Annotated in this window: 14 protein-coding genes; 5 read left to right on the forward strand and 9 right to left on the reverse strand. The window is 75.7% G+C overall.

The window, feature by feature from the left end:
- Nucleotides 1–77 precede the first annotated feature (77 nt).
- The 3 genes from AB0Q99_RS08130 to AB0Q99_RS08140 form a co-directional block, all read right to left on the reverse strand.
- Nucleotides 78–3,338 carry an ATP-dependent DNA helicase gene (locus tag AB0Q99_RS08130; RefSeq protein ID WP_363569479.1) on the reverse strand — a complete coding sequence of 1,087 codons (3,261 nt, stop codon included), beginning with the start codon at nt 3,336–3,338 and terminating at the stop codon, nt 78–80.
- 155 nt (nt 3,339–3,493) lie between these two features.
- Entirely contained in the window at nt 3,494–6,844 is a 3,351-nt protein-coding gene (locus tag AB0Q99_RS08135; RefSeq protein ID WP_363569480.1) for an ATP-dependent DNA helicase, read from the reverse strand.
- 160 nt (nt 6,845–7,004) lie between these two features.
- Complete coding sequence (locus tag AB0Q99_RS08140; protein ID WP_363569481.1) at nt 7,005–7,373, reverse strand: MGMT family protein; 369 nt, start codon at nt 7,371–7,373, stop codon at nt 7,005–7,007.
- A 143-nt stretch (nt 7,374–7,516) separates the two neighbouring features.
- Between AB0Q99_RS08140 and AB0Q99_RS08145 the strand changes: the two genes are divergently transcribed.
- Nucleotides 7,517–10,339, forward strand: a complete 2,823-nt coding sequence (locus AB0Q99_RS08145) for a lysylphosphatidylglycerol synthase transmembrane domain-containing protein (protein WP_363569482.1) — start codon at nt 7,517–7,519, stop codon at nt 10,337–10,339.
- A 130-nt stretch (nt 10,340–10,469) separates the two neighbouring features.
- On the opposite strand, the gene moeZ is transcribed toward AB0Q99_RS08145, so the two are convergent.
- The 5 genes from moeZ to AB0Q99_RS08170 all read right to left on the reverse strand — a co-directional run bounded on the left by moeZ (nt 10,470) and on the right by AB0Q99_RS08170 (nt 17,199).
- The gene (gene moeZ, locus AB0Q99_RS08150; protein ID WP_363569483.1) at nt 10,470–11,648 is read right to left on the reverse strand and encodes an adenylyltransferase/sulfurtransferase MoeZ; all 1,179 of its coding nucleotides are present in this window, start codon (nt 11,646–11,648) and stop codon (nt 10,470–10,472) included.
- Between the two features lie 232 nt (nt 11,649–11,880).
- A complete protein-coding gene (locus AB0Q99_RS08155; protein ID WP_363569484.1) occupies nt 11,881–12,891 on the reverse strand; it encodes an NAD-dependent epimerase/dehydratase family protein in 1,011 nt (336 codons plus the stop codon).
- Nucleotides 12,892–13,042: 151 nt separating this feature from the next.
- The gene (locus AB0Q99_RS08160) at nt 13,043–14,149 is read right to left on the reverse strand and encodes a hypothetical protein (protein WP_363569485.1); all 1,107 of its coding nucleotides are present in this window, start codon (nt 14,147–14,149) and stop codon (nt 13,043–13,045) included.
- Nucleotides 14,149–15,774 (reverse strand): DUF3492 domain-containing protein, encoded by a 1,626-nt coding sequence (locus tag AB0Q99_RS08165; protein ID WP_363569486.1) that lies wholly within the window; start codon nt 15,772–15,774, stop codon nt 14,149–14,151. The genes AB0Q99_RS08160 and AB0Q99_RS08165 overlap by 1 nt, the downstream gene beginning before the upstream one ends.
- A 522-nt stretch (nt 15,775–16,296) precedes the next feature.
- Nucleotides 16,297–17,199, reverse strand: coding sequence for an alpha/beta hydrolase (locus AB0Q99_RS08170; protein ID WP_363569487.1), 903 nt, complete (start codon nt 17,197–17,199; stop codon nt 16,297–16,299).
- A 222-nt stretch (nt 17,200–17,421) separates the two neighbouring features.
- On the opposite strand from AB0Q99_RS08170, the gene AB0Q99_RS08175 reads away from it, so the two are divergent.
- The 3 genes from AB0Q99_RS08175 (at nt 17,422) to AB0Q99_RS08185 (ending at nt 18,904) form a co-directional block, all read left to right on the forward strand.
- Complete coding sequence (locus AB0Q99_RS08175; protein WP_363569488.1) at nt 17,422–18,081, forward strand: TetR/AcrR family transcriptional regulator; 660 nt, start codon at nt 17,422–17,424, stop codon at nt 18,079–18,081.
- A gap of 131 nt (nt 18,082–18,212) precedes the next feature.
- The gene (locus AB0Q99_RS08180; RefSeq protein ID WP_360259579.1) at nt 18,213–18,440 is read left to right on the forward strand and encodes a DUF3107 domain-containing protein; all 228 of its coding nucleotides are present in this window, start codon (nt 18,213–18,215) and stop codon (nt 18,438–18,440) included.
- Nucleotides 18,441–18,577: 137 nt separating this feature from the next.
- Nucleotides 18,578–18,904: a hypothetical protein gene (locus tag AB0Q99_RS08185; RefSeq protein WP_363569489.1), complete on the forward strand. Its 327-nt coding sequence runs from the start codon at nt 18,578–18,580 to the stop codon at nt 18,902–18,904.
- A gap of 36 nt (nt 18,905–18,940) precedes the next feature.
- On the opposite strand, the gene AB0Q99_RS08190 is transcribed toward AB0Q99_RS08185, so the two are convergent.
- Nucleotides 18,941–19,669 (reverse strand): ferritin-like fold-containing protein, encoded by a 729-nt coding sequence (locus AB0Q99_RS08190; RefSeq protein ID WP_363569490.1) that lies wholly within the window; start codon nt 19,667–19,669, stop codon nt 18,941–18,943.
- A gap of 595 nt (nt 19,670–20,264) precedes the next feature.
- Between AB0Q99_RS08190 and AB0Q99_RS08195 the strand changes: the two genes are divergently transcribed.
- Nucleotides 20,265–22,472: a DEAD/DEAH box helicase gene (locus AB0Q99_RS08195; protein WP_363569638.1), complete on the forward strand. Its 2,208-nt coding sequence runs from the start codon at nt 20,265–20,267 to the stop codon at nt 22,470–22,472.
- Nucleotides 22,473–22,509 lie beyond the last annotated feature (37 nt).

A 22,509-nucleotide genomic window follows, 5' to 3' on the forward strand; every position in this document is an offset into this window, starting at 1 on the left:
ACCCCACAATAGGCGCGAAACGTGCACGACGCACAGGTTTCGGGCACTGGCGTGATGACTTGGATGCTCTGCGTGACTCATTTATCACTGTTCCCGATCAGGAGCCGTTCCAACTCTTTTCGGTCGGGAAGTCCTGCCGGACGGACGATCCGCCCGCTGCGGACGTACAGGAACGACGCCGTGACCTGCTCGGGATCGACGCCGGCCTGCTCGGCCCAGGCCAGCCGGTAGACCGCGAGCTGCAGCGGGTCCGCGGTCTCCTCGCGGTGCGTCTTCCAGTCCACCACTTCGTAGCGTGACGCACCACCGGATCCTGACAACCCGTCATCGTCGCGGTAGACCGCGTCGATCCGGCCGCGCACCACCCGTCCCGCCAGCACCAGGTGGAACGGCGCCTCGACCCGGTGGGGCTTGCGCCGCGCGTACGGGGTGCGCAGGAACGCCTCCTTGAGCCGCTCCAGGTCCTGCTCGTCCTCGATGCCGTCGTCGTCGGCCCCGGGCAGCGCGCCGGGCTCGACCAGCAGCAGCGGCTCGATCCGGGACTGCACCCAGGCGTGGAAGCGGGTGCCGCGCCGGGCGGCCGGCTGCGGCGGGCGTGGCATCGGCCGGGCCAGGTCGCGCGCGAAACCGTCCGGGTCGGCGGCCAGCCGCAGCAGCTGGGTGGCGGACAGCGCGGCGGGCAGCGGCACCTCGCGCGCGGTGCGCCGGGAGCGCTCCAACTCGCCCAGCAGTGCGGTCAGATCGCGGTCCCAGGAGGCCAGCTGGCGCTGGTCCTCGGGGGCCATCGGCTCCGGCTCGGGCGCGGGCGCGCCGGCGAGACGGGCGCGCACCACCTCGGCGACCCGGCGGCGGGCGTGCTGCGCGGCCGGGTCCAGCGGCAGCGGCCAGGGGCGCTCGACGGGGGCGGCCAGCGCCGGGTTCTCGGCGCCCTGCTCCGGCTGCTCGGCCCAGTGTTCGACCTCGCCCGCACCGGGCCGCTCGCAGTGCTCGCGCAGCCCCTCCAGGAAGGCGGACGGGCCGCGGACGGCCTTCTGGCTCGGCCCCCACCAGTGCCCGGAGGCCAGCAGCAGCGCGCGGGGGCGGGTGAACGCGACGTAGCCGAGGCGCAGTTCCTCGACGGCGGTGTGCGCGGCCAGCTCCTTCTTGAAGGCGGTCATCGCCTTGCCGGTCCAGCCGCCGCGCACGTCCGGCAGGGTGGCCGCGTCACCGCGCAGGGCGTGCGGGAGCACGCGCTTGGCGCTGGTCCAGCGCTCGCGCGGGGTGCCGGAGGGGAACGCGCCCCGCACCAGGCCGGGGACGGCGACCACGTCCCACTCCAGGCCCTTGGACTTGTGCGCGGTGAGCACCTTCACGGTGTCCTCGCCGCCGGGCAGGCTGCTGTCCAGGCCGCGCTCGTACTCCTGCGCGGCGCGCAGGAAGCCGAGGAAGGCGGCCAGGCCCGGGTCGCCGTCGAGGTCGGCGAAGGAGGCGGCGACGTCCAGGAAGGCGTGCAGGGTCTCCCGCCGCCGGGCGGCCAGGGCCTGCGGGGAGGCGGCGAGTTCGACCTCCAGGCCGGTGACCGCCAGCACCCGGTGCAGCACGTCCATCAGCGGGTCGGCCAGCGAGCGGCGCAGGTCGCGCAGCTCCTGGGCGAGGCGGGCGAAGCGCACCCGCGCCTCGGGGGAGAACGGCAGGTCGTCGGGCGTGCCCTCGTCGCCGAACGGGGAGTCCAGGAAGCTCTCCACCGCGTCGGCCAGCGACACCACCTCGGTCGGATCGGCCTCGGCGACGGCCGCGGCCAGCGCCTCGACGCCCTCCGGCCGGTCGGTGCGGACCAGCTCGGCGGCCCGGCGGCCGAGCAGCGCGAGGTCGCGCGGGCCGATCCGCCAGCGCGGGCCGATCAGCAGCCGCACCAGCGCGGCGTTGGCGGTCGGGTCCTGCAGCACCTCGCAGACCGCCACCAGGTCGGCCACCTCGGGCAGTTGCAGCAGCCCGCCGAGGCCGACCACCTCGACCGGCACCTCGCGGGCGACCAGCGCCGCGTGGATGTCCGGGAAGGCGGCGCCGCCGCGGCACAGCACGGCGATCCGGCCGGGCGCGGTGCCGGTGCGCACCAGGTGGGCGATCGAGTCGGCGAGCCAGTCGACCTCCTCGGCGTGGGTGGGCAGCAGCGCCGTCCGGACGAAGCCGTCGTGCTCGGCGCCGGGGGCCGGGCGCAGCGCCTCGACGCCCTCGTGCATCTCCCGCAGCGGTGCGGCGAGTTCGTTGGCGAAGGCGAGCAGGCGCCCGCCGCTGCGGCGGTTCTCGCTGAGCGCGTAGCGCTCGGCCGGGCGGCCGCCGGCCCTGGGGAAGTGCCGGGGGAACTCGTCCAGGTTGGCGACGGAGGCCCCGCGCCAGCCGTAGATCGCCTGGCAGGGGTCGCCGACGGCGGTCACCGGGTGGCCGCCGCCCGCGCCGTCGGGGCCGGCGCCGAAGAGCCCGGCGAGCATCAGGCGCTGGGCGACCGAGGTGTCCTGGTACTCGTCCAGCAGCACGACCCGGAACCGGTCGCGCAGCAGTTCGCCGACCTCGGGGCGCTGCTGGGCGAGCCGGGCGGCGGCGGCGATCTGGTCGCCGAAGTCCATCAGCCCGGCGGAGCGCTTGCGGCGCCGGTACTCCTCCACCAGGCGCAGCAGCTCCAGCCGGGCCCGGGCGGTGGCCGGGACGGCCCGCAGGTCGTCGTTGGTCAGCTTGACGGTGGCGAGGGTGTCCAGCAGGTCCTGGTCGAACTCGCGCAGGGTCTGCGGCTCGACCAGGTGCTCGGCGAGTTCGCCGTCCAGCGCGGTCAGGTCGGCGACCAGGTTGGCGAAGGTGCCGGTGAGCGCCGGGAACGGGCCGCGGGCGGTGCGCAGGACCTTGGCGGCGAGCTGGAAGCGGGTGGCGTCGGCGAGCAGCCGCACGTCCGGCTCGATGCCGATCCGCAGACCGTGCTCCTTGAGGAGGCGGCCGGCGAAGGCGTGGTAGGTGGAGATCTCCGGGTCGCCGAGCGGTTCGGCGGCGTCCCGGTCGGCCGCGCTCCCCCAGCCTTCGGCCTGGGGGACCCCCAGCCCGCAGACCCGCAGGGCGGCCCGGACGCGTTCGGCGAGCTCGCCGGCGGCCTTGTTGGTGAAGGTGAGGCCGAGCACCTCCTCGGGCCGCACGGCGCCGGAGCCGACCAGCCAGACGACCCGGGCGGCCATCACGGTGGTCTTGCCGGAGCCTGCGCCGGCCACGATCACGGCCGGCTCCAGGGGCGCGCCGATGGCCGCCATCTGCTCCCGGTTGAACGGGATCCCCAGCAGCTCCTTGAGCTGGTCGGGATGGCTGAGCACGGCGGTCACCCCGCAACCGTAACCGGAGCGACGGACAAGCCTTACCTCGCCGGGTCCGGACCGGGTCCGGACCGCCAGCCCGACCGCAGCCCGACCGCAGCCCGACCGGGGCCCGACCGGGGCCGCCGGGCGGCAACCGGGGCGCAGCCGGCCCGCCGGGTCCGCTACTCGACCAGCTGGGCCCCGTCCCGCTGGGCCGAGCAGCTGCGGCGGAAGGCGCAGCGGTCGCAGCCGCCGCCGGTCCGCGGGACGAAGCGCTCGGCGAGGACCTTCCCGGCCGCCTCGGCGAGCAGGCCCTCGATCCACGGCTCGCCCTCCGGCGGCTCCTGCCGCTGCACCTTGGGCGCGTCCTGGGCGGCCTTGGCGGCGGGCTCGCGCAGGTGGACCAGCTCGGCGCCGCCGGTGGCCGGGGGCCGCTCGGCGAAGCCGGGCAGCTCGTTGAGGGCGCCGGCCCGGACGGCGAGCTGGTACACCGCGAGCTGCTTGTGCTCGGGCATGGACCTGTCACTGGGGATCTGCTTGCCGGTCTTGAAGTCGACCACGTAGGCGCGCCCGGCCCGGTCCTGCTCGACCCGGTCCATCGAGCCGCGGATGCGCACCGAGACGCCGCCGACGTCCAGGGTGACGTCGAAGCCGTGCTCGGTGGCGACCACGTCCCGGCCGCGTTCCAGCACGTGCCAGTTGAGGAAGCGCTCCAGGGCGGCGCGGGCCTCGGTCTTCTCCTGGTGGGACTTCCAGGGCGCGTCGAAGGCCAGCGCGTCCCAGACGGTGTCCAGGCGCTCCATGAGGACGGCGAGGTCGGCGGGGGTCCGGCCGGAGCCGACCTCGTCGGCGAGCGCGTGCACCACGTTGCCGAAGCCCTGCGCGGCCGAGCCGGCGGTGCGCGCCTTGACCTCCTTGTCCAGGAACCACTGCAGCGAGCAGCTCTCCAGCTGCTCCAGGCCGCTGCCGGACAGCCGCACCGGCAGGTCGGCGCTGCGCAGCGGCTCGGGGGCGGCGGTCGGGTCGTCCAGGCCCCACCAGCGCTCCGGGTGGGCGGCGGGCACCAGCGGCAGCCCGTCCTCGTCGGTGGCGGCGGCCAGGGTGGCGAGCCGTTCGGCGGCGGCGCGGCGCAGCTCGGGCGTGCGGGCGGGGTCGACGGTGACCGCGCGCAGTTCGGCGACCAGCGCGGCGACGGACAGCGGGCGGCGCGGGCGGTGGGTGACGTCCTCGACGGTGACCGGCGGGGTGCGGCGCACCACCTTCCCGGTCCGCGGGTCGACGTCCTCGCGGTAGAGCTCGCGCAGGAAGCGGGAGGGCTCGTCGCCGTCGTCGGCGGGGGCCTTGACGGCGGTGACGATCAGCCGCTCCCTGGCCCGGGTCGCGGCGACGTAGAAGAGGCGGCGCTCCTCGCCGAGCAGGGCGGCCGGGGAGAGCGGTTCGGCGAGGCCGTCGCGGCCGATCCGGTCGGCCTCCAGCAGGGAGCCGCGGCGGCGCAGGTCGGGCCAGAGGCCGTCCTGGACGCCGGCCACCACGACCAGGCGCCACTCCAGGCCCTTGGAGCGGTGGGCGGTCATCAGCCGGACGGCCTCGGGGCGCACGGCCCGGACGGTGAGGGTGTCGGCGGCGATGTCCTGGGCTTCGAGTTCGGCGAGCAGGTCGAGGGCGCTGCGGTGGCCGGTGACCTGTTCCTCGGCCCGGGCGGCGGTCTCGAACAGGGCGCACAGCGCGTCCAGGTCGCGGTCGGCGTTGCGGCCGGCCGCGCCGCCGCGCAGGGCGGCCCGCTCCAGCCGCTCGCGCCAGCGGCGGCTGCCGTCCCACAGCTCCCAGAGCGCCTCCTCGGCGGTGCAGCCGCCGGCCAGCAGTTCGCGGACCTTGCGCAGCAGGGTGCCGAGGTCGCGGGCGCGGCGGGCGTGCGCGGGGTCGAGGGCGACCAGCCGCTCGGGTTCGGCCAGGGCCTCGCGGATCAGCTCGTCGGCCGGGCGCGGGGCGGCGGCGGGACGGCCTTCGGCCCGCAGTGCGGCGCGTTCCTCCTCGCGCAGGGCGCGGCCCAGGCGCCGCAGGTCGGAGCCGTCGAGGCCGCCGAGCGGGCCGGTGAGCAGGGCGTGCGCCAGTTCGGTGGTGAGCGGGTCGGGGGTGTCGGCGGCGTCGGTGTCCTCGTCCTCGCCGTGCCGGTCGCGGGCGGTCCGCCACGCCGCCTGCAGCGCGCAGACCCGCAGGGCGAGCAGCAGCTGGGCGACGGCCGGTTCCTCGCGCAGCGGCAGGTCGTCGCCGTCGATCTCCAGCGGGACGCCGGCCGCGCCGAGCGCCCGCCGCACGCCCGGTATGGACCGGGCGCCGGCCCGGACCAGCACGGCCATCTCGCCCCAGGGCACGCCGTCCTCCAGGTGGGCCCGGCGCAGCAGGTCGGCGATCGAGTCGAGCTCGGCGCCGGGGGTCGGGTAGGTGTAGACCTCCACCCGGCCGCCCTCGCGGGAGGGCAGCAGGGCGCGGTGCTGGGCGAGCTTGTCGGCGGGCAGCCGGCCCATCGGCATCCGCCGGGCGATCTCCCGGGAGGCCGCGAGCAGCAGCGCGCCGGAACGGCGGGAGACCCGCAGCACCTTGACCTCGGCCGGTCCGCCGTCCGCGCGGCGGAAGGTCTGCGGGAAGTCGAGGATGCCGTTGATGTCGGCGCCGCGGAAGGCGTAGATCGACTGGTCGGGGTCGCCGACCGCGACCAGGTCGCGTCCGCCGCCCGCGAGCCGGCGCAGCAGCCGGACCTGGGAGGGGTCGGTGTCCTGGTACTCGTCGACGAAGACGACGTCGTAGCGCCGGCGCAGCTCCTCCTCGACCTCGGGGCGCTCGGCGAGCAGGACGGCGCGGTGGACGAGTTCGGCGTAGTCCAGGACGCCGCGCAGGTCGAGCACGTCGAGGTAGTCGGCCAGGAAGTGCGCGGCGGCGGCCCAGTCGGGGCGCTGGACGCCCTGGGCGAAGCGCTCCAGCTCGGCCTCGCCGAGGCCGAGCTCGCGGCTGCGGGCGAGGACGGCGCGGACCTCGTCGGCGAAGCCGCGGGTGGTCAGGCAGGCCCGCAGGTCCAGCGGCCAGGCGATCCGGGAGCTGCCGAGGCGGGCGTCCTCGGCGCCGCCGGCCAGCAGTTCGCGGACCATGACGTCCTGCTCGGGGCCGGAGAGCAGCCGCAGCGGCTCGGCGTAGTCCCGCGGGTCCTGGTGGGCGCGCAGCAGGGCGTAGCAGAAGGAGTGGAAGGTGGTGGCCTGCGGGGCGGCGGCGGAGCTGCCGAGCCTGCCGGACATCCGGTCGCGCAGTTCCATCGCAGCCTTGCGGCTGAAGGTGAGGACGAGGATCCGCTCGGGGTCGGTGCCGTCCTGGATCCGCCGGGCGACCGCCTCGACCAAGGTGGTGGTCTTGCCCGTGCCGGGCCCGGCCAGCACCAGCAGCGGCCCGTCCCCGTGCTCGACCACGGCGCGCTGGTAGGCGTCCAGCACCGGCGGGTCGGGCTGGACGAGCGGGCTGCGCACGAGCCGGTAGGGCGAGCTCATGCCCCCGCCTCGCCGCGCTCGACGGGGGCATCCGCCCGCGTGCGCCTGTTGATGGCTCGCTCGCTTCGCTCGCTCACGTACTGGTCCCGGGGTCGAACTGGGGCATGGCCGGGCGGGCCCCGCCGGGGCCCGCCCGCATCGAGCCTACGGTCCTCCCCCGTCAATCCCGTCCGTGCGGGAAGTCCGGGGACATCTCCCGGCCGTCCCAGCGGGCCCGCCGGAGGTCGACCCGGGGCGGATCGGTGAGCTCGCGCAGCGGGGTGCCCTCCTCGCCGTAGTGGGCGAGGGCGCGGTGCTCGTGCCCGGGCAGGAAGCGGCCGTCCGCGCGGATCACCCGCCACCAGGGCACCGAGCCGCCGTACCGGGCCATCACCCGGCCGACCTGCCGGGGGCCGCCCTGGCCGAGGTACTCGGCGACGTCGCCGTAGGTCATCACCCTGCCGGGTGGAATCCGCTCGGTCAGGTCGAGCACCAGTTCGGCGAAGGGCGGTAGGGCGTCCGGGAGGCCGTCGTCTGTTACGTCCGTCACCTGGGGCATTCTTCCTCACAGGGGCGCACCCGCGGTCCGGTGCGAACGGAACGCCGCGCCCTATCCGGCCCCTGTCCAGCACGGGGCGCCGGAGCATGCCACCATCTTCGGGGCGGTGAGTGGTGATACGAGGACAAGACCAGATGACCGGGACGGCTGACGTGGGCGTGGACAAGGACTCCGACGAGTCCGCCGCCGCCGTGCCTCCGGCGCCCGGCGGCGGGACCGAGGGCCGGCCCGAACCCGGGCCGACGCCGGAGGTCTCCCTGGTCAAGGACCTGACGGTCAGGCCCCCGGTACCCGCGCCCGCCCCCGAGCAGCCCGGCCGGCCCGCCCCGCCGGAGGCCCCGGAGCAGGACGCCCCCAAGCCGGTGGTCCCGGCGCCGACCGTCCCGGAGGCACCGGCCGCCCCGGAACCGCCGCCCGGCGGCCAGAAGCCGCCGGACGACACCCCGCACCCGTCTGACGACAGCGGGGACCAGCCGGACGACGCCCCGCACCTGGACGTCGACGAGCCGCTGCTCGCCGCCCGCGCGCACCGCCCGTCCGACCTGATCCGCTTCCTGGCCGGCGTCTTCGGCATCGTCATGGTGTTCGTGTTGGCCGGCATCGCCACCTCGACCACCACCGGTATCGAACAGGACATCGCCACCAACGCGCCGCACTTCTCCGCGGTGCTCTCCACCATCACCGGCCTGATCTCCAGCGTCGCGGTGCTCGCCGTGCCGCTGGCCTTCGCCGTCGAGCGGCTGATCAAACGCGACGGCCTGCGGGTCGCCGACGGCGTGCTCGCCTCGGTGCTCGCGTACGGCGTCTCGCTCGGCATCGACTGGTGGGTGGCCGAGGGCGCCTCCGAGCACATCCGCGACGCGCTGACCAGGCTGCCGCTGGACAGCAACGGCACCCTCACCGACCCGGTGCACGGCTACCTCGCCCCGGTGATCGCCTACATGACCGCCGTCGGCATGTCGAGCAGACCGCGCTGGCGGGTCGCCCTCTGGGTGGTGGTCGTCTTCAGCGGCATCACCGAGCTCCTCGGCGGCTACACCACCCCGCTGTCACTGATGCTCACCGTGCTGATCGGCTGGTCCGTCGCCTACGGCACGCTGTACGCGATCGGCTCCCCCAACATCCGCCCGACCGGCCAGCACCTGCTGATCGGCCTGCGCAAGGTCGGCTTCACCCCGAACGGCGCCCACCGCGCCCCCGACGCCCCCGGCGGCACCCGCCGCTACTCCGTCACCCAGCAGGGCGGCCCGCCCCTGGACGTCCACATCATCGACCGCGAGCAGCAGGCCTCCGGCTTCTTCTACCGGGCCTGGCGACGGCTGCGGCTGCGCTCGGTCGCGGTGCGCCGCAGCCCGCAGTCGCTGCGCCAGGCGCTGGAGCAGGAGGCCCTGATCGCGTACGCGGCGGCCGCCTCGGGCGCCCGCGCGCCGCAGCTGGTCGCCACCTCCGAGCTCGGCCCGGACGCCGCGATCCTGGTGTACGAGAACGTCGAGGGCCGCACCCTCGACGAGCTGGCCGACGAGGAGGTCACCGATCAGGTGATGGCCTCGATCTGGCAGTCGGTGGGCGCCCTGCACGAACGCCGGATCGCCCACCGCCGGCTGACCGGCGAGTCCCTGCTGGTGGTGGACGACCGGAACGGCTGCCTGGTCAACCTCTCCGGCGGCGACATCGCCGCCACCGACCTGACCCTGCGCATCGACGTCGCCCAGCTGCTCACCACCTTCGCGCTGCGGATCGGCCCGGAGCGGGCCGTCGCCACCGCCAACGCGGTGCTCGGCGCCGAGCGGGTCGCCCAGGCGCTGCCGCTGCTCCAGCCGGTCGGGATGAGCCGCTCCACCAGGGTCGACCTCGCCAAGCTCAGCAAGGAGCGCAAGGCCACCGCCCGGGCCAAGGCCCTGGCGCAGGTCGCGGCCGGCGAGCGCACCCAGCAGCAGGCCGAGGAGGACATCGCGGCGGCCGGCGAGGACCTGCTCAGCCGCATCCGCGGCCAGATCCTGCAGATCGCCCCCGAGGCGCCGATGGAGCCGGCCAAGCTGGAACGGCTGAAGCCGAAGACGCTGATCATGCTGATCGCGCTCACCTTCGCCGCCTACCTGGCCCTGACCACCATCAAGCCGGCCCAGCTCAAGCTCTCCCAGATGAACTGGGCCTGGGCCGCCGCCGCCCTGCTCGCGGCCGCCTTCAGCTACGTCGCCGCCGCGATGAGCCTGACCGGCTTCGTCCCCGAGCGGCTGCCGTTCCGGCGCACCGTCGCCGCCCAGCTGGCCGGCTCCTTCGTCAAGCTGGTCGCCCCCGCCGCGATCGGCGGCATCGCGCTCAACACCCGCTACCTGCAGAAGGCCGGCATCCGCTCCGGCCAGGCGGTCGCCTCGGTCGGCGCCTCCCAGCTGGCGGGCCTGGCCGGGCACCTGCTGCTGCTGTTCAGCTTCGGCCTGATCACCGGCAGCCAGACCAACGGCGACCTCTCCGCCTCCCGTGCGGTGATCATCGGCGTGCTGAGCGCCGCCGTGCTCGCCCTGGTGGTGGCCGCCGTCGCCCCGCTGCGCCGGTTCGTGCTGGGCCGGCTGCGCTCGCTGTTCTTCGGCGTGGTGCCGCGGATGCTCGACCTGATGCAGACGCCCAGCAAGCTGGTCACCGGCTTCGGCGGCATCCTGCTGCTGACCCTCTCCTTCACCGCCTGCCTGGACTTCTCGGTGCAGGCCTTCGGCGGCAACGTCAGCTTCTCGGCGGTCGCGGTGGTCTTCCTGACCGCCAACGCGGCCGGCTCTGCGATCCCCACCCCGGGCGGCATCGGCCCGGTCGAGGTCGCCCTGATCGGCGCCCTGACCGTCGCGGACGTGTCCCCGGCGGTCGCCACCCCGGCGGTCTTCCTCTACCGGGCGCTGACCTTCTGGCTGCCGGTCCTGCCGGGCTGGATCGCCTACAACGTGCTGCAGCGCAGGAACGCGCTCTGAACCGTCGCCGGAACACGGCGGAGGGCCCCACCGGTCGTCCGGTGGGGCCCTCCGCCGTCCACGCGGGCCGCGCGTTCTCCGCGGGCTGCGTGCTCTGCGTGCTCTGCGCGTGCTGCGTGTTCCGCGCGTCCTAGTAGACCGGCTTGTGCGGCTCGATCTGGTTCACCCAGCCGAGCACGCCGCCGCCGAGGTGGACGGCGTTGGCGAAGCCCGCCGCCTTCACCACGGCCAGCACCTCGGCCGAGCGCACGCCCGACTTGCAGTGCAGCACGATCTTCCGGTCCTGCGGCAGCTTCTCCAGCGCGTCGCCCATCAGGAACTCGTTCTTGGGGATCAGCACCGCGCCGGGGATGTTGACGATCTCGTACTCGCCGGGCTCGCGGACGTCGATGAGGTAGATGTCCTCCCCGTCGTCCTGCCACTGCTTCAGCTGGTGCGAGGTGACGGTCGAACCGGCGGCGGCGGCCTGCGCCTCGTCCGACACGACGCCGCAGAAGGCCTCGTAGTCGATCAGCTCGGTGACCGTCGGGTTCTCGCCGCAGACCGCGCAGTTCGGGTCCTTGCGGACCTTCACCTGGCGGTAGTTCATCTCCAGGGCGTCGTAGATCATCAGTCGGCCGACCAGCGGGTCACCGATGCCCGCCAGCAGCTTGATCGCCTCGTTGACCTGGATCGAGCCGATGGACGCGCACAGCACGCCCAGCACGCCGCCCTCGGCGCAGGAGGGAACCATGCCCGGCGGCGGGGCCTCCGGGTACAGGCAGCGGTAGCAGGGGCCGTGCTCGGCCCAGAAGACGCTGGCCTGGCCGTCGAAGCGGTAGATCGAGCCCCACACGTACGGCTTGCCGAGCAGCACCGCGGCGTCGTTCACCAGGTACCGGGTGGCGAAGTTGTCGGTGCCGTCCACGATCAGGTCGTAGCCGGAGAAGATCTCCAGGACGTTGGAGTTGTCGAGGCGCTCCTCGTGCAGCACCACGTCGACGTAGGGGTTGATCTCCTTGACCGAGTCCCGCGCCGACTCCGCCTTGGAGCGGCCGACGTCCGACTGGCCGTGGATGATCTGGCGCTGCAGGTTGGACTCGTCCACCACGTCGAACTCGACGATGCCCAGCGTGCCGACACCGGCCGCGGCCAGGTAGAGCAGGGCGGGCGAGCCGAGACCGCCGGCGCCGACGCAGAGCACCTTGGCGTTCTTCAGCCGCTTCTGCCCGGCCATGCCCACGTCGGGGATGATCAGGTGGCGGGAGTACCGGTGGACCTCATCGACGGTGAGCTCGTCGGCCGGCTCGACCAGGGGTGGCAACGACACGGGGACTCCGATGGGTGTCTTGTTCGGGTGGCCAGGGCCAGCCGCGGTGTGGGGTTGTTGCGCCGCCACTCGGGTGGCTGTCTAGGCCAACAGTGTCACGCCCCACCGGTATTCCGAGACAGCTCGTCCGGTGGGCGAGACGGGCCGCGTCGGATCGTGGGACCGGCCACCGGACCCCCCGCAGCCGCTCCGAGCCTGGGTTTCACGGGCCCGGAGCGGCTGCGGAGCACCCTCAGACCCGACAGGCCGTCTCCAGCCAGACGTCCCCCAGCGACTCCTCCAGCGGCACCTGTGTCCGCCATCCGAGACGGTCCCGGGCGGTCCGGACGTCCGCCTGCCGCCACGGCACCGGCTCGCCCGGCACCGCCCGGCCCTCCGGCCGGTGTCCCTCCGACCGGTGGCCCGGCAGGTAGGGGCCGGGCAGGTGGTGGTGGCCGGGCAGGTGGTGGTCGCCGCCCGTCCCGACGGCCTGCGCGGGCAGCAGGACCTGCCGGTTCTCCTCGACGATCGACCCCTCGAAGCCGGAGGCCCGCACCAGCAGCTGGGCCGCGTCCCGGGCCCGGACGGCGTGCCCGCTGCCGATGTTGACCACCCCGGTCGCGGCCGACACCGCGGCCGCCTGGATGGCCCGCGCGACGTCCCGCACGTCGACGAAATCCCGGTATCCGGACAGGTCCGGCATCCGCACCTGGTTCTCGTCCCGCTCCAGCGCCCGCCGCAGCCCCTCGGCCAGCCGGCCGAACAGCGAGGCGGTCGGCGCCCCGGGCCCCACCACGTCGAACACCCGCAGCACCGCCGCGTCCAGCCCGGAGGCCAGCACCAGCTCCGTCCCGGCCAGCTTGGACACCCCGTACGGACCGACCGGCCGCGGCTCGGCCTGCTCGGACACCGGCACCCCGCCGGGCACCGGCCCGTACTCGGCGGCCGAGCCGACGTGCACCAGCCGGGCCGGCTCCCGGCTGCGCCGGATCGCCTCGCAGACCGTCGCGACGGCCAGCGTGTTCGACCGGATCAGGGTGCGCGAGCTGCCGTAGGTGGCGCCCGCGCAGTTGATCACCACCTGCGGCGCGACCGCGTCCAGGAAACGGGCCAGCGCGCCCGGGCTCCCGGTGGTCAGGTCGAAGCGGATGTCGGCCGAGTCGCGCCGGCCGAGCACCGTCACCTGCAACTCCTGGTCCATCAGCAGACGGTCGGTGACCCGGCGGCCGATGAAGCCGTCGGCGCCCAGCAGCAGCACCCTCATCGGGGGTGTCCTTCCACGAAGCGAGGTCGGGGGACGACCTGGCGGACTGAAATCAACGAACGGACGAAACGCGGATCGGGGAACGCGGGCCGGGCAGCCGGGTCGGGGACCCGGGTCCGGACCCGGTCGGGGACCGGGGCCACCCGGCGGATCAGCGGTGCGAGCCGGCCCGGCCGAGCACCGCCCCGGCGTACGCGAGCAGCGCCGCCGCGACGGCACCGCCGCCGAGCAGGAGGGCCGACGACAGGGAGCGGCCCAGGGCGAGCAGCCCGAGCGTCGCGGCGGGCCCGGCCAGCGCGCCCGCCGCGGCCGCCGTCGGCCGGCCGCAGCGCGCCAGCAGCGCGGGCAGTACCAGCAGCAGGCCCAGCACGCCCTGCGCCGCCCACGGCGCGGGGCCGGCCCGCTCGGCGGCCAGGTGCAGCAGCCCGCCGCCGTGGCCGGGGCCCGGGCGCGGTGCGAGCACCGAAAGCACGGCCAGCGCGGCGAAGGTCAGCACCGCGAGCACCGCCAGGTGCAGGGCGACCGCGACCGGCAGCACCGGCCGCATCCGGGACCGGAACTCGGCCAGGGTCCCCGCCGCGCCGAGGTGGCCGCGGCCGACCTGCCGGTACCAGCGGGCCGCCCGCTCGGCCGACCCGGCCGACACCGCCGCCGCCAGCACCAGCGCGGCGGCCAGCGGCCGGTCACCGCCCGGTACGGCCAGCGGGAGCAGCAGCAGCCCGGCCAGTCCCAGCCCGTACCCGAGCACAGCCGGTCGCGGGCGAAAACCGGCGGACCGGCGCACCCCTGGCTCCGGCCGCGGCCCGAGCGGGTCCGCCGGGCGGACCGGCCCGGTGAACGGCGAGCCTGGCTCGTGCCACGGCGGCACGGCCGACGCGGCCAGCGTGGGCAGCAGCACCAGCGGCACGGCGGCGGGCAGCAGCACCGGCCAGCGGGCGCCGAGCGCGGCCGCCCCCGCGCAGGGCAGCGCGGCCAGCGCGGCGGCGGTCAGCGCCGCCCGGGCCGCGGCCCCGCGCCGCCGCGGCCGGACCGGCCCGGGCTCCGGCGGGCGGCGGGGCACCCGGGCGTACAGCTCGTCGGCGAGCGAGAACAGGTCGGCGTGCCGACAGCGGGCGGCGGCGTCCGGGCCGAACCCGGCCTCCTCCAGCCCGGCGGCGATCTCCAGCGGGTCGACGGCGCGCTCGCACAGCGCCCGGTGTGCCGTCATGACCTCGCGCACCGGGTCCGCGCTGCCGCCGGGCGTCGCGGGGCCGGACATCAGACGGCCTCCGCGAGCACCGCGGGCTCCGCGAGCACCGCAGGCTCCCGCTCGGCCGGCTCCCGCGCACCGGCGCCCCCGCCGTCCTCGGGGGCGCCCACCCGGCCGTCCGCGAGCCAGTACTCGGCGGGGCGGGCGAACGGGCGCGGCACCGGAGCACCCTCGCCGCCGCCCCCGCCGCCGGGGAAGGCCGGGTACTGCGAGACCAGCTCCAGGTAGATCTCCCGGAAGGCGGCTATGACCGGTTCGACGGCGAAGCGTTCCTGCGCCCGCAGCCGCCCGGCCAGCCCGAGCCGGGCCCGCCGCTCCTCGTCGCGCAGCAGCGCCAGGCAGGCGCCGGCCAGGGCGCGCGGATCGCGGGCGGGCACCAGCAGCCCGGTCGGCCCGACCACCTCGCGGGCCACCCCGACATCGGTGGACACCACCGCCCGGCCGCTGAGCATCGCGTCCGCGAGCAGCCGGGGGCCGCGCTGGGAGAGCGCCGAGAAGACGACCACCGTGCCGGACTCCCAGGCCCGCGCGAGCGACTCCGGCCGCCCGGCGAAGTCCACCGCGGCGGCCACCCCCAGCCGCTCGGCCACCGCCGCGCAGTGCGCCCGGTAGCCGGGCGCCGCCTCCTCGCCGTACAGCACCAGCCGGGCACCGGGCAGTTCCTCGCGGACCCGGGCCAGGGCGTGCAGCGCCAGCTCCGGGTCCCGCCCGGGCTCCAGCGCGCCCGCCCACACCAGGGTCGGCGCGGCCGGCTCCGCCCCGGCGGCCGGGCGGTCCACCGCCGGCGTCCCCTCGTACACCACCCGGGTGCGCGCCGGGTCGGCCCCGCAGCGGCGCTGCCACTGCCGGTCGTGGGCGCTGCCGGGGGTCAGCACGGCCGCCTGCCGGTAGGTCTCCTCGGTGAGCGCCCGGAAGAAGGACAGCAGCAGCGCCCGCACCGGCCAGCGGTAGGGCGCCTCGCGGTAGCCGAGGTACTGCTCGCGCAGGTGCAGCCCGTGCTCGGTGACGACGAACGGCACCCCGTGCAGGTGCCGGGCCACCAGGGCGGGCAGCGCGGCGAGGCCGCCGCCGACCACGTGGCACAGGTCGGCCGCACCGAGGCCGCCCGGGCCGGTGCCGTACCAGGGCGCGGACAGCGGCCGCAGGCACTGCTCCAGCAGGTCGGCCGCGACCAGCACGTCGCACACCAGCGGCCGGCCGGCCGAGGTGTCCGCGCCGGGCAGCCGCCAGGTCCGCTCCAGGATCCGGCGGGCGTGCCCGGAGGCCAGGAAGGCGGGCAGCGTGCCGTCCGCCCGGGCCAGCACCGCCAGCCGGTACAGCCCGGGGCCGAACCCGGCCCGCTCCCCCGGCAGCACCAGGGCCCGCACCAGCTCCTCGTACGCCCCGGCGTACCGGCGTCTGCGCAGCGCGCCCGGCGCCCGCCCGCCCGGCCGGGGCCCCCACAGCGCCAGGTCACGGGTGTCGTGCCGGGCCGTCGGCGACGGCCGCTCGACGGCGCCCGGGCCCCGCGGTCCGGTGAGCAGGTACAGCGCGAAGTCGTGCTCCGGCAGACCCCGGACCAGCCGGTCGCACCAGCCTCCGGCACCACGCCGGGCATACGGACGGGCACCCTCGGTGAGCAGGGCAACGCGCACGGGAGACCTCCAGGACAGAGCGGATCCGCGGGCGGATCACGGGCGGCGGATCGACGGACGGATCGACGGACGGATCGACGGACGGCCGAGCGGCCCGGGCAGTGGCCGGGGCGCCCCCGCACGGCGGCGGGGACGGCCGGGGAGCGGTCGGCCGGGCCGGCGGCCGCGGCACCCCGGGCGGCGGTCCGTCGGCCCGGCCTCGGCCGCACCGCGTTCCGTTCCCCCGGGCGCCCGACCGCTCCGGCCGGCGGGCCCGACCCGCCGCGACCCCGGCCGCGGCCGGACCCCGGTTCCTCCGGCGGCCGCGCCTCCCCCACACCTGTTCGGTCCGACAGCAGAAAGGTAGGACCGGCCCCGGGCAATCCATCGGTCACATGCCTGGCTGCCACCTGAACGAGTGAAACGCCGTGACCTCGACCCGAACCGGGCCGTTACCGGGCGGTGTACGCGGCCACCCGTGGCATCCGTACCGCCCGCACCCGTACCGCCCGCGCCCGGGCGGTCCGTACCCGCGGCACCCGCTCAGCCCCCGGCGTGCGCGATCAGCTCCCGGACGGCGCGGGCGACCGCGTCGGGGTGCTCCAGCATCGCCACGTGCCCCGACTCCGGCAGCACCAGCAGCCGGGCGTCCGCGAAGGCCGCGCAGGCGCGGCGGGCCGAGCGGTAGGAGACCAGCTTGTCGCGCAGCCCGTACACCAGCAGCACCGGCACCGTCACCTGCTCGACCTGCCGCCACAGTGCCTGCTCGCCGCGCTCGGTGTACGCCGAGACGATCCCGCGGGCCGACCCGATCAGCGCCGGCATCGCGTGCGGCACCTCAAGCCGGCGCCGGTACTCGGCGACCGCCTCGGCCCGGGCGGCCGGGCTCAGGCTGCCCGGGTCGCCGTAGACCAACCGCAGCAGGTCCTCGGTGGCCGCCTCGACGTCGCGCCGGTTCGCGGCCAGCCGGCGCAGCACCGCGGGCACCCCGGGCACCGCGAGCAGGCCGGTCGGCCAGGCGGAGCGCTGCGGGGGCAGCTCGGGCAGGGCCGGCGAGACCAGGGTGAGGCTGCGCACCAGGTCCGGCCGGAGCGCCGCGAGCCGGACGGCGACCGCGCCGCCGAGGGAGTTGCCGAACAGGTGGACGGGGCCGCGGTCGGCGGCCTCCAGGCAGCCGATCACCGCGCGGACGTGACCGGAGACGGTGAGGTTGCCGTCGGTGGGCGGGTGGGAGCGGCCGAAGCCGGGCAGGTCCACGGCCTCGCCGTCGACCAGACCGGAGAGCCGGTCCATCAGGGCCGTCCAATTGGCGGCCGAGCCGCCGAGCCCGTGCACGAAGAGGCCGGGCGCGCGCCCGTCGGTGAGGCCGTCGGCGGCGGGGCGGTGCACCGCGAGCACCGCGCCGGGAACCTCGACCGTACGTACCTGCTGCTCAGCGCTGCTCATGGTGGACGATGGTAGTGAGCCGCGGGCCGGAGCACCCGGGACGGTCCGGCCGTTCCTTCCCCCCGCCGCACCACTGCCGAGGCCGAGGTCAGCGCCGTATTGTGGGCTCCTGACAACCAGGCCGACCGACTTTTCTCGCCGCCGCCGAACGCGGGCGCGGTTACCGAAAAGTAGAATCGGCCATCTTGCCAGCCCCGAACAGACCCGAAGTGAAGGAGCGCCGTGACGGCCATCCAGGAGGCGCAGGAGCGCCCGCGCGGTGCCCGCCTGCCGCGAAGCGCCCGCCGTGAACAACTGCTCGGTGCCGCCCAGGAGGTGTTCGTCGCGCAGGGCTACCACGCGGCCGCCATGGACGACATCGCCGACCGCGCCGGGGTCAGCAAGCCGGTGCTCTACCAGCACTTCCCCGGGAAGCTGGACCTCTACCTGGCGCTGTTGGACAAGCACTGCGACGCCCTGGTCGAGTCGACCCGCCACGCGCTGTCGACGACCACCGACAACAAGCAGCGCGTGGCCAACACCATGGAGGCGTACTTCAACTACGTCTCCAGCGAGTCGGGTGCCTTCCGCCTGGTCTTCGAGTCGGACCTGACCAACGAGCCGGCCGTGCGCGAGCGCGTCGAGCGGGCCTCCGAGGCGAGCGCGACGCTGGTCAGCAAGGTGATCCAGGAGGACACCGACCTGCCGGAGGCGGAGTCCAAGCTGCTCGCCGCCGGGGTCTGCGGCCTGGCCCAGATCACCGCCCGGTACTGGCTGTCGCAGGGCCTGGAGATCCCCCGCGACGAGGCGGTGCGGCTGGTCGCCAGCCTGTCCTGGCGCGGTCTGAAGGGCTTCCCGATGCACCCGGGCGACCAGCCCGGCGAGGCTGCCCACCAGGGGTGATCCGGCGACCTTCGCCGGGGCGGTGATCCGGTGCTCTATGGTGAAGCCGTACGGCGCGGTCGCCGCGAACGCTTGTTCCAGGCGGTCAGGTGCCCGCGCGTGGAGGCTGCAACCCCGGAGGGACGGAAGCCGTGGAGGTCAAGATCGGCGTGCAGAACGCGCCGCGCGAGATCGTGATCGAGAGCTCGCAGACTGCCGATGAGGTCCAGAGCGCGGTCGCGAAGGCGCTGGAGGGCCCGGAGAAGCTCCTCACGCTGACCGACGAGCACGGCCGTCGCGTCATCGTCCCGGCCGAGCGCCTGGCGTACGTGGAGATCGGCGAGCAGGCCGTCCGCAAGGTCGGCTTCGGCACCCTCTGAGGCGCCGTCCGAGCACTCGTTTCCGGTGCCCCGTTCCCGCGAGGGAGCGGGGCACCGCTGCGTGTACGGCCGGGTGGGGCGGGGTACGGCGACAGGTGCGGCAACGGTGCCGCGCAGGCGTCCCCCGGGAGGCAGTCTTGCTGGTCGAGTCGGTCGTCTTCGCCCTCGTCGGCCTGGCCACGGGCGGCGCCGCGCTGCTGGCGCTGCCCTCCTACTTCCGGGCCGCCCGCGCACTGACGGTCGGCACCGCGCTGGCGGCGGCCCTGGTCGGCGGGCTGGTGGCGCGCTTCTGCCTGGACGGGCGTCACCCGGCGGTGTCCGTGGTGGCCTCGGCGCTGGCCGCGGGCGTGCTCACCTCGGTGCTGGCCCGGCCGGACCTGGCCGCCGGGCGGGCCCCGGCGCACCGGCACCACCCGCACCGGACCGCTGCCCACCGCGCGCCGCGGCGGCACCGGCCGGCGTAGCGCCGTCGATCGGCCGGTGCCGAGCGGCCGGGCCGATCAGCTGGCCAGGCCCAGGGCGGCCATCCGCTTGGTGTGCGCCTCGGTGATCCGGTTGAACATCTTGCCGACCTCGACCAGGTCGAAGCCCTGCACCTGGACGCCGCCGACCAGCAGGTTGGACAGCGCGTCGCGCTCGGCGACCACCCGCTGGGCCTGGCTGAGCGCCTCGCCCATCAGCCGCCGGCCCCACAGCGCGAGCCGGCCGCCGGCCCGCGGGTCGGCCTCGATCGCCTCGCGCACCTTGTCGACGGCGAACTGGGCGTGGCCGGTGTCGGACATCACGCCGAGCACCAGGTCGCGGGTGTCGGTGTCCAGCCGGACGGCCACCTCGCGGTAGAAGTCGGTCGCGATGGCGTCGCCGACGTAGGCCTTGACCAGGCCCTCCAGCCAGTCCGAGGGCGCCGTCATCCGGTGGAACAGCTCCAGCGGCTCGACGAACGGCCGCATCGCCTCCTGCGGGTCGGCGCCGATCTCGGCGAGCCGGTCGTGCAGCCGCTGGTAGTGCTGGAACTCGGCGGAAGCCATCCGGGCCAGGGCCGCCTTGTCGGCGAGGTCCGGCGCCAGCTTGGCGTCCTCGGCGAGCCGCTCGAAGGCGCTCAGTTCGCCGTAGGCGAGCGCGCCGAGCAGATCCAGCACCGCCGCCCGGTAGCCGGGGTCGGCCGAGCACGCGGCCCAGTCGCCGATCGGGCCGGCCGCGGTGTCCTGCGTCTCACCATGGGTCTCCATGACCTGTCACCCTAAGGCCTGTCCCGGGTCCCGCACGCCCGGCTCCCCGACCACCCGCCGCACCCGGGTGACCGGCCGGATCGCCTGATCACGCGGCGGTCGCCGGGGGCAATGTCGGGCGCATCACGTGTTCGAGTCGTCGCCTGACTGTATGGTGGTACGGAGCCCCGTCGTGCTCGCACGGTGTGACCGCCGTCTCGGTAACCCGCGCAAGCCCGCTCCCAAGCGACACCGTCCAGCCGGACGTGTCCGCATCGGAGGCACGGGTACTCACGTACGCGGATGCCCGGTCGGAGAGCCGATCGGCTCCGACCATGGCTTGGACCTCAAGCCTTGGCACCGCATCAGTGGCCGAGCGAGGGCCGCCGAGACCACGCCCCCTGGCGGAGGTCCCGCGCAGGTCCCTCACGGGAATCCTCCCCGACGCCGCCGGCGACGCGCCCCGCACCGGGGCAGCGCGCACCGGCCGGCCGCAGGGACCGGCGCGGTTGTGCGTCCGCGCAGCTGTATTCGGGGCCGCACAGGCCCGTACGCAGCCGCGCGGCTGCCCGCCCGCCGCTCGCTCTCGGCCCCTCCACACGGAAGAGGCAGCACCCTGTCCACCACCGCTGAACCCATCAAGACGACCTTCCGGGACCTGGGGATCCTCCCGGAGACCGCCGAGGCACTCGAGTCCGTCGGCATCGTCCACCCCTTCCCCATCCAGGAGATGACCCTCCCGGTCGCGCTGACCGGCCACGACGTCATCGGCCAGGCCAAGACCGGCACCGGCAAGACGCTCGGTTTCGGCCTCCCGCTGATCGAGCGGGTCATCGTGCGCGCCGACGTGGACGCCGGCCGGGCCACCGAGGAGCAGCTCTCCGACTTCCCGCAGGCGCTGATCGTCGTCCCGACCCGCGAGCTCTGCACCCAGGTCACCAACGACCTGCAGACCGCCGGCAAGGTCCGCGACGTGCGTGTCCTCGCCGTCTACGGCGGCCGGGCGTACGAACCGCAGGTCGAGGCGCTCACCAAGGGCGTCGACATCGTGGTCGGCACCCCGGGCCGACTGCTGGACCTGGCCGGGCAGAAGAAGCTGAACCTGTCCAAGGTCCGCTCGCTGGTCCTGGACGAGGCCGACGAGATGCTCGACCTCGGCTTCCTGCCGGACGTCGAGAAGATCATCACCATGCTGCCGGCCAAGCGGCAGACCCTGCTGTTCTCGGCCACCATGCCGGGCCAGGTCATCAGCCTCGCCCGCCGGTACATGAGCCAGCCGACCCACATCCGGGCCACCGCCCCGGACGACACCGGCGCCACCGTCGCCAACACCGAGCAGCACATCTTCCGCGCGCACTCGCTGGACAAGGTCGAGATGGTCTCGCGCATCCTGCAGGCCGACGGCCGCGGGCTCGCGATGATCTTCTGCCGCACCAAGCGCACCGCCGCCGACGTCTCCGACCAGCTGACCCAGCGCGGCTTCGCGGCCGGCGCGGTCCACGGCGACCTCGGCCAGGGCGCCCGCGAGCAGGCCCTGCGGGCCTTCCGCAACGGCAAGGTGGACGTGCTGGTCTGCACCGACGTCGCCGCCCGCGGCATCGACGTCGAGGGCGTCACGCACGTCATCAACTACCAGTGCCCCGAGGACGAGAAGACCTACCTGCACCGGATCGGCCGCACCGGCCGGGCCGGCGCCTCCGGCACCGCCGTCACCCTGGTCGACTGGGACGACATCCCGCGCTGGCAGCTGATCAACAAGGCGCTGGACCTGTCGTTCAACGACCCGGAGGAGACCTACTCCACCTCGCCGCACCTGTACGAGCTGCTGAAGATCGCGCCGGGCACCAAGGGTGTCCTGCCGCGCTCGGAGCGGACCCGGGCGGGGCTCAACGCGGAGGAGGTCGAGGACCTCGGCGAGACCGGCGGACGCGGCGGCCGCGCCGGCCGGTCCGGCCGCGCTCGCGGCGCGCAGGGCGGCCCCGGCCGTCCGGCCGCCGCCCCGACCGAGGCCGCGGCGGAGGAGCAGAAGCCGCGCCGCACCCGTGAGCGCCGCCGCACCCGTCGGGGCTCGGCGGTCGGCGAGGGCGAGGCGGCGCTCGCCGTGACCGAGGCCGCCGAGGCTCCGGCCCCGGCCGTCGAGGGCACCGAGGGCACCGAGGGCACCGAGGGCACCGAGGGCGAGGCCGCTCCGCGCCGTCGCCGTCGCCGCTCGCGCGGTGGCGCCGCCGCGGGCGAGGCCGCGACCGCGGCCGTCGAGGTCGTGGCGGCCGCCGAGGCGGTCGTCGCCGAAGCCGCCGAGGCCGTCGTCGCCGAGGCGGTCGTCACCGAGGCTCCGGCCGAGGAGAAGCCCGCCGCGCGCAAGCGCACCCGCAAGCCGAAGGCGGAGGCCGCCGAGGCGGTCGTCGCCGAGGCCGTGGTCACCGAGGCTCCGGCCGAGGAGAAGCCCGCCGCGCGCAAGCGCACCCGCAAGCCGAAGGCGGAGGCCGCCGAGGCGGTCGTCGCCGAAGCCACCGAGGCCGTGGTCACCGAGGCCGCCGGGACCGCCGTCGAGGCGCCGGTGGCGGAGAAGCCCGCCACCCGGGCCCGGACCCGCAAGCCGAAGGCGACCGTCGAGGCCGCTGCCGAGACCGCCGTCGAGGCCGCCGTCGCCGAGGCTCCGGCCGAGGAGAAGCCCGCCCCGCGCAAGCGCACCCGCAAGGCCGTGGCCACCGCCGCGACCGCCCCGGAGGCCCCGGCCGCCGAGGCCGCCGAGGTCCCGGCCCCGCACAAGCGCACCCGCGCCCGCAAGGCCGCCGCGCCCGTCGAGGCGACCCCGGAGGGCTGACCCGCAGCGTCCCGCCCGAGGGGGCGGGCCAGGCCAC

Source organism: Kitasatospora sp. NPDC086791 (assembly GCF_040685975.1).
Lineage (GTDB): Bacteria > Actinomycetota > Actinomycetes > Streptomycetales > Streptomycetaceae > Kitasatospora.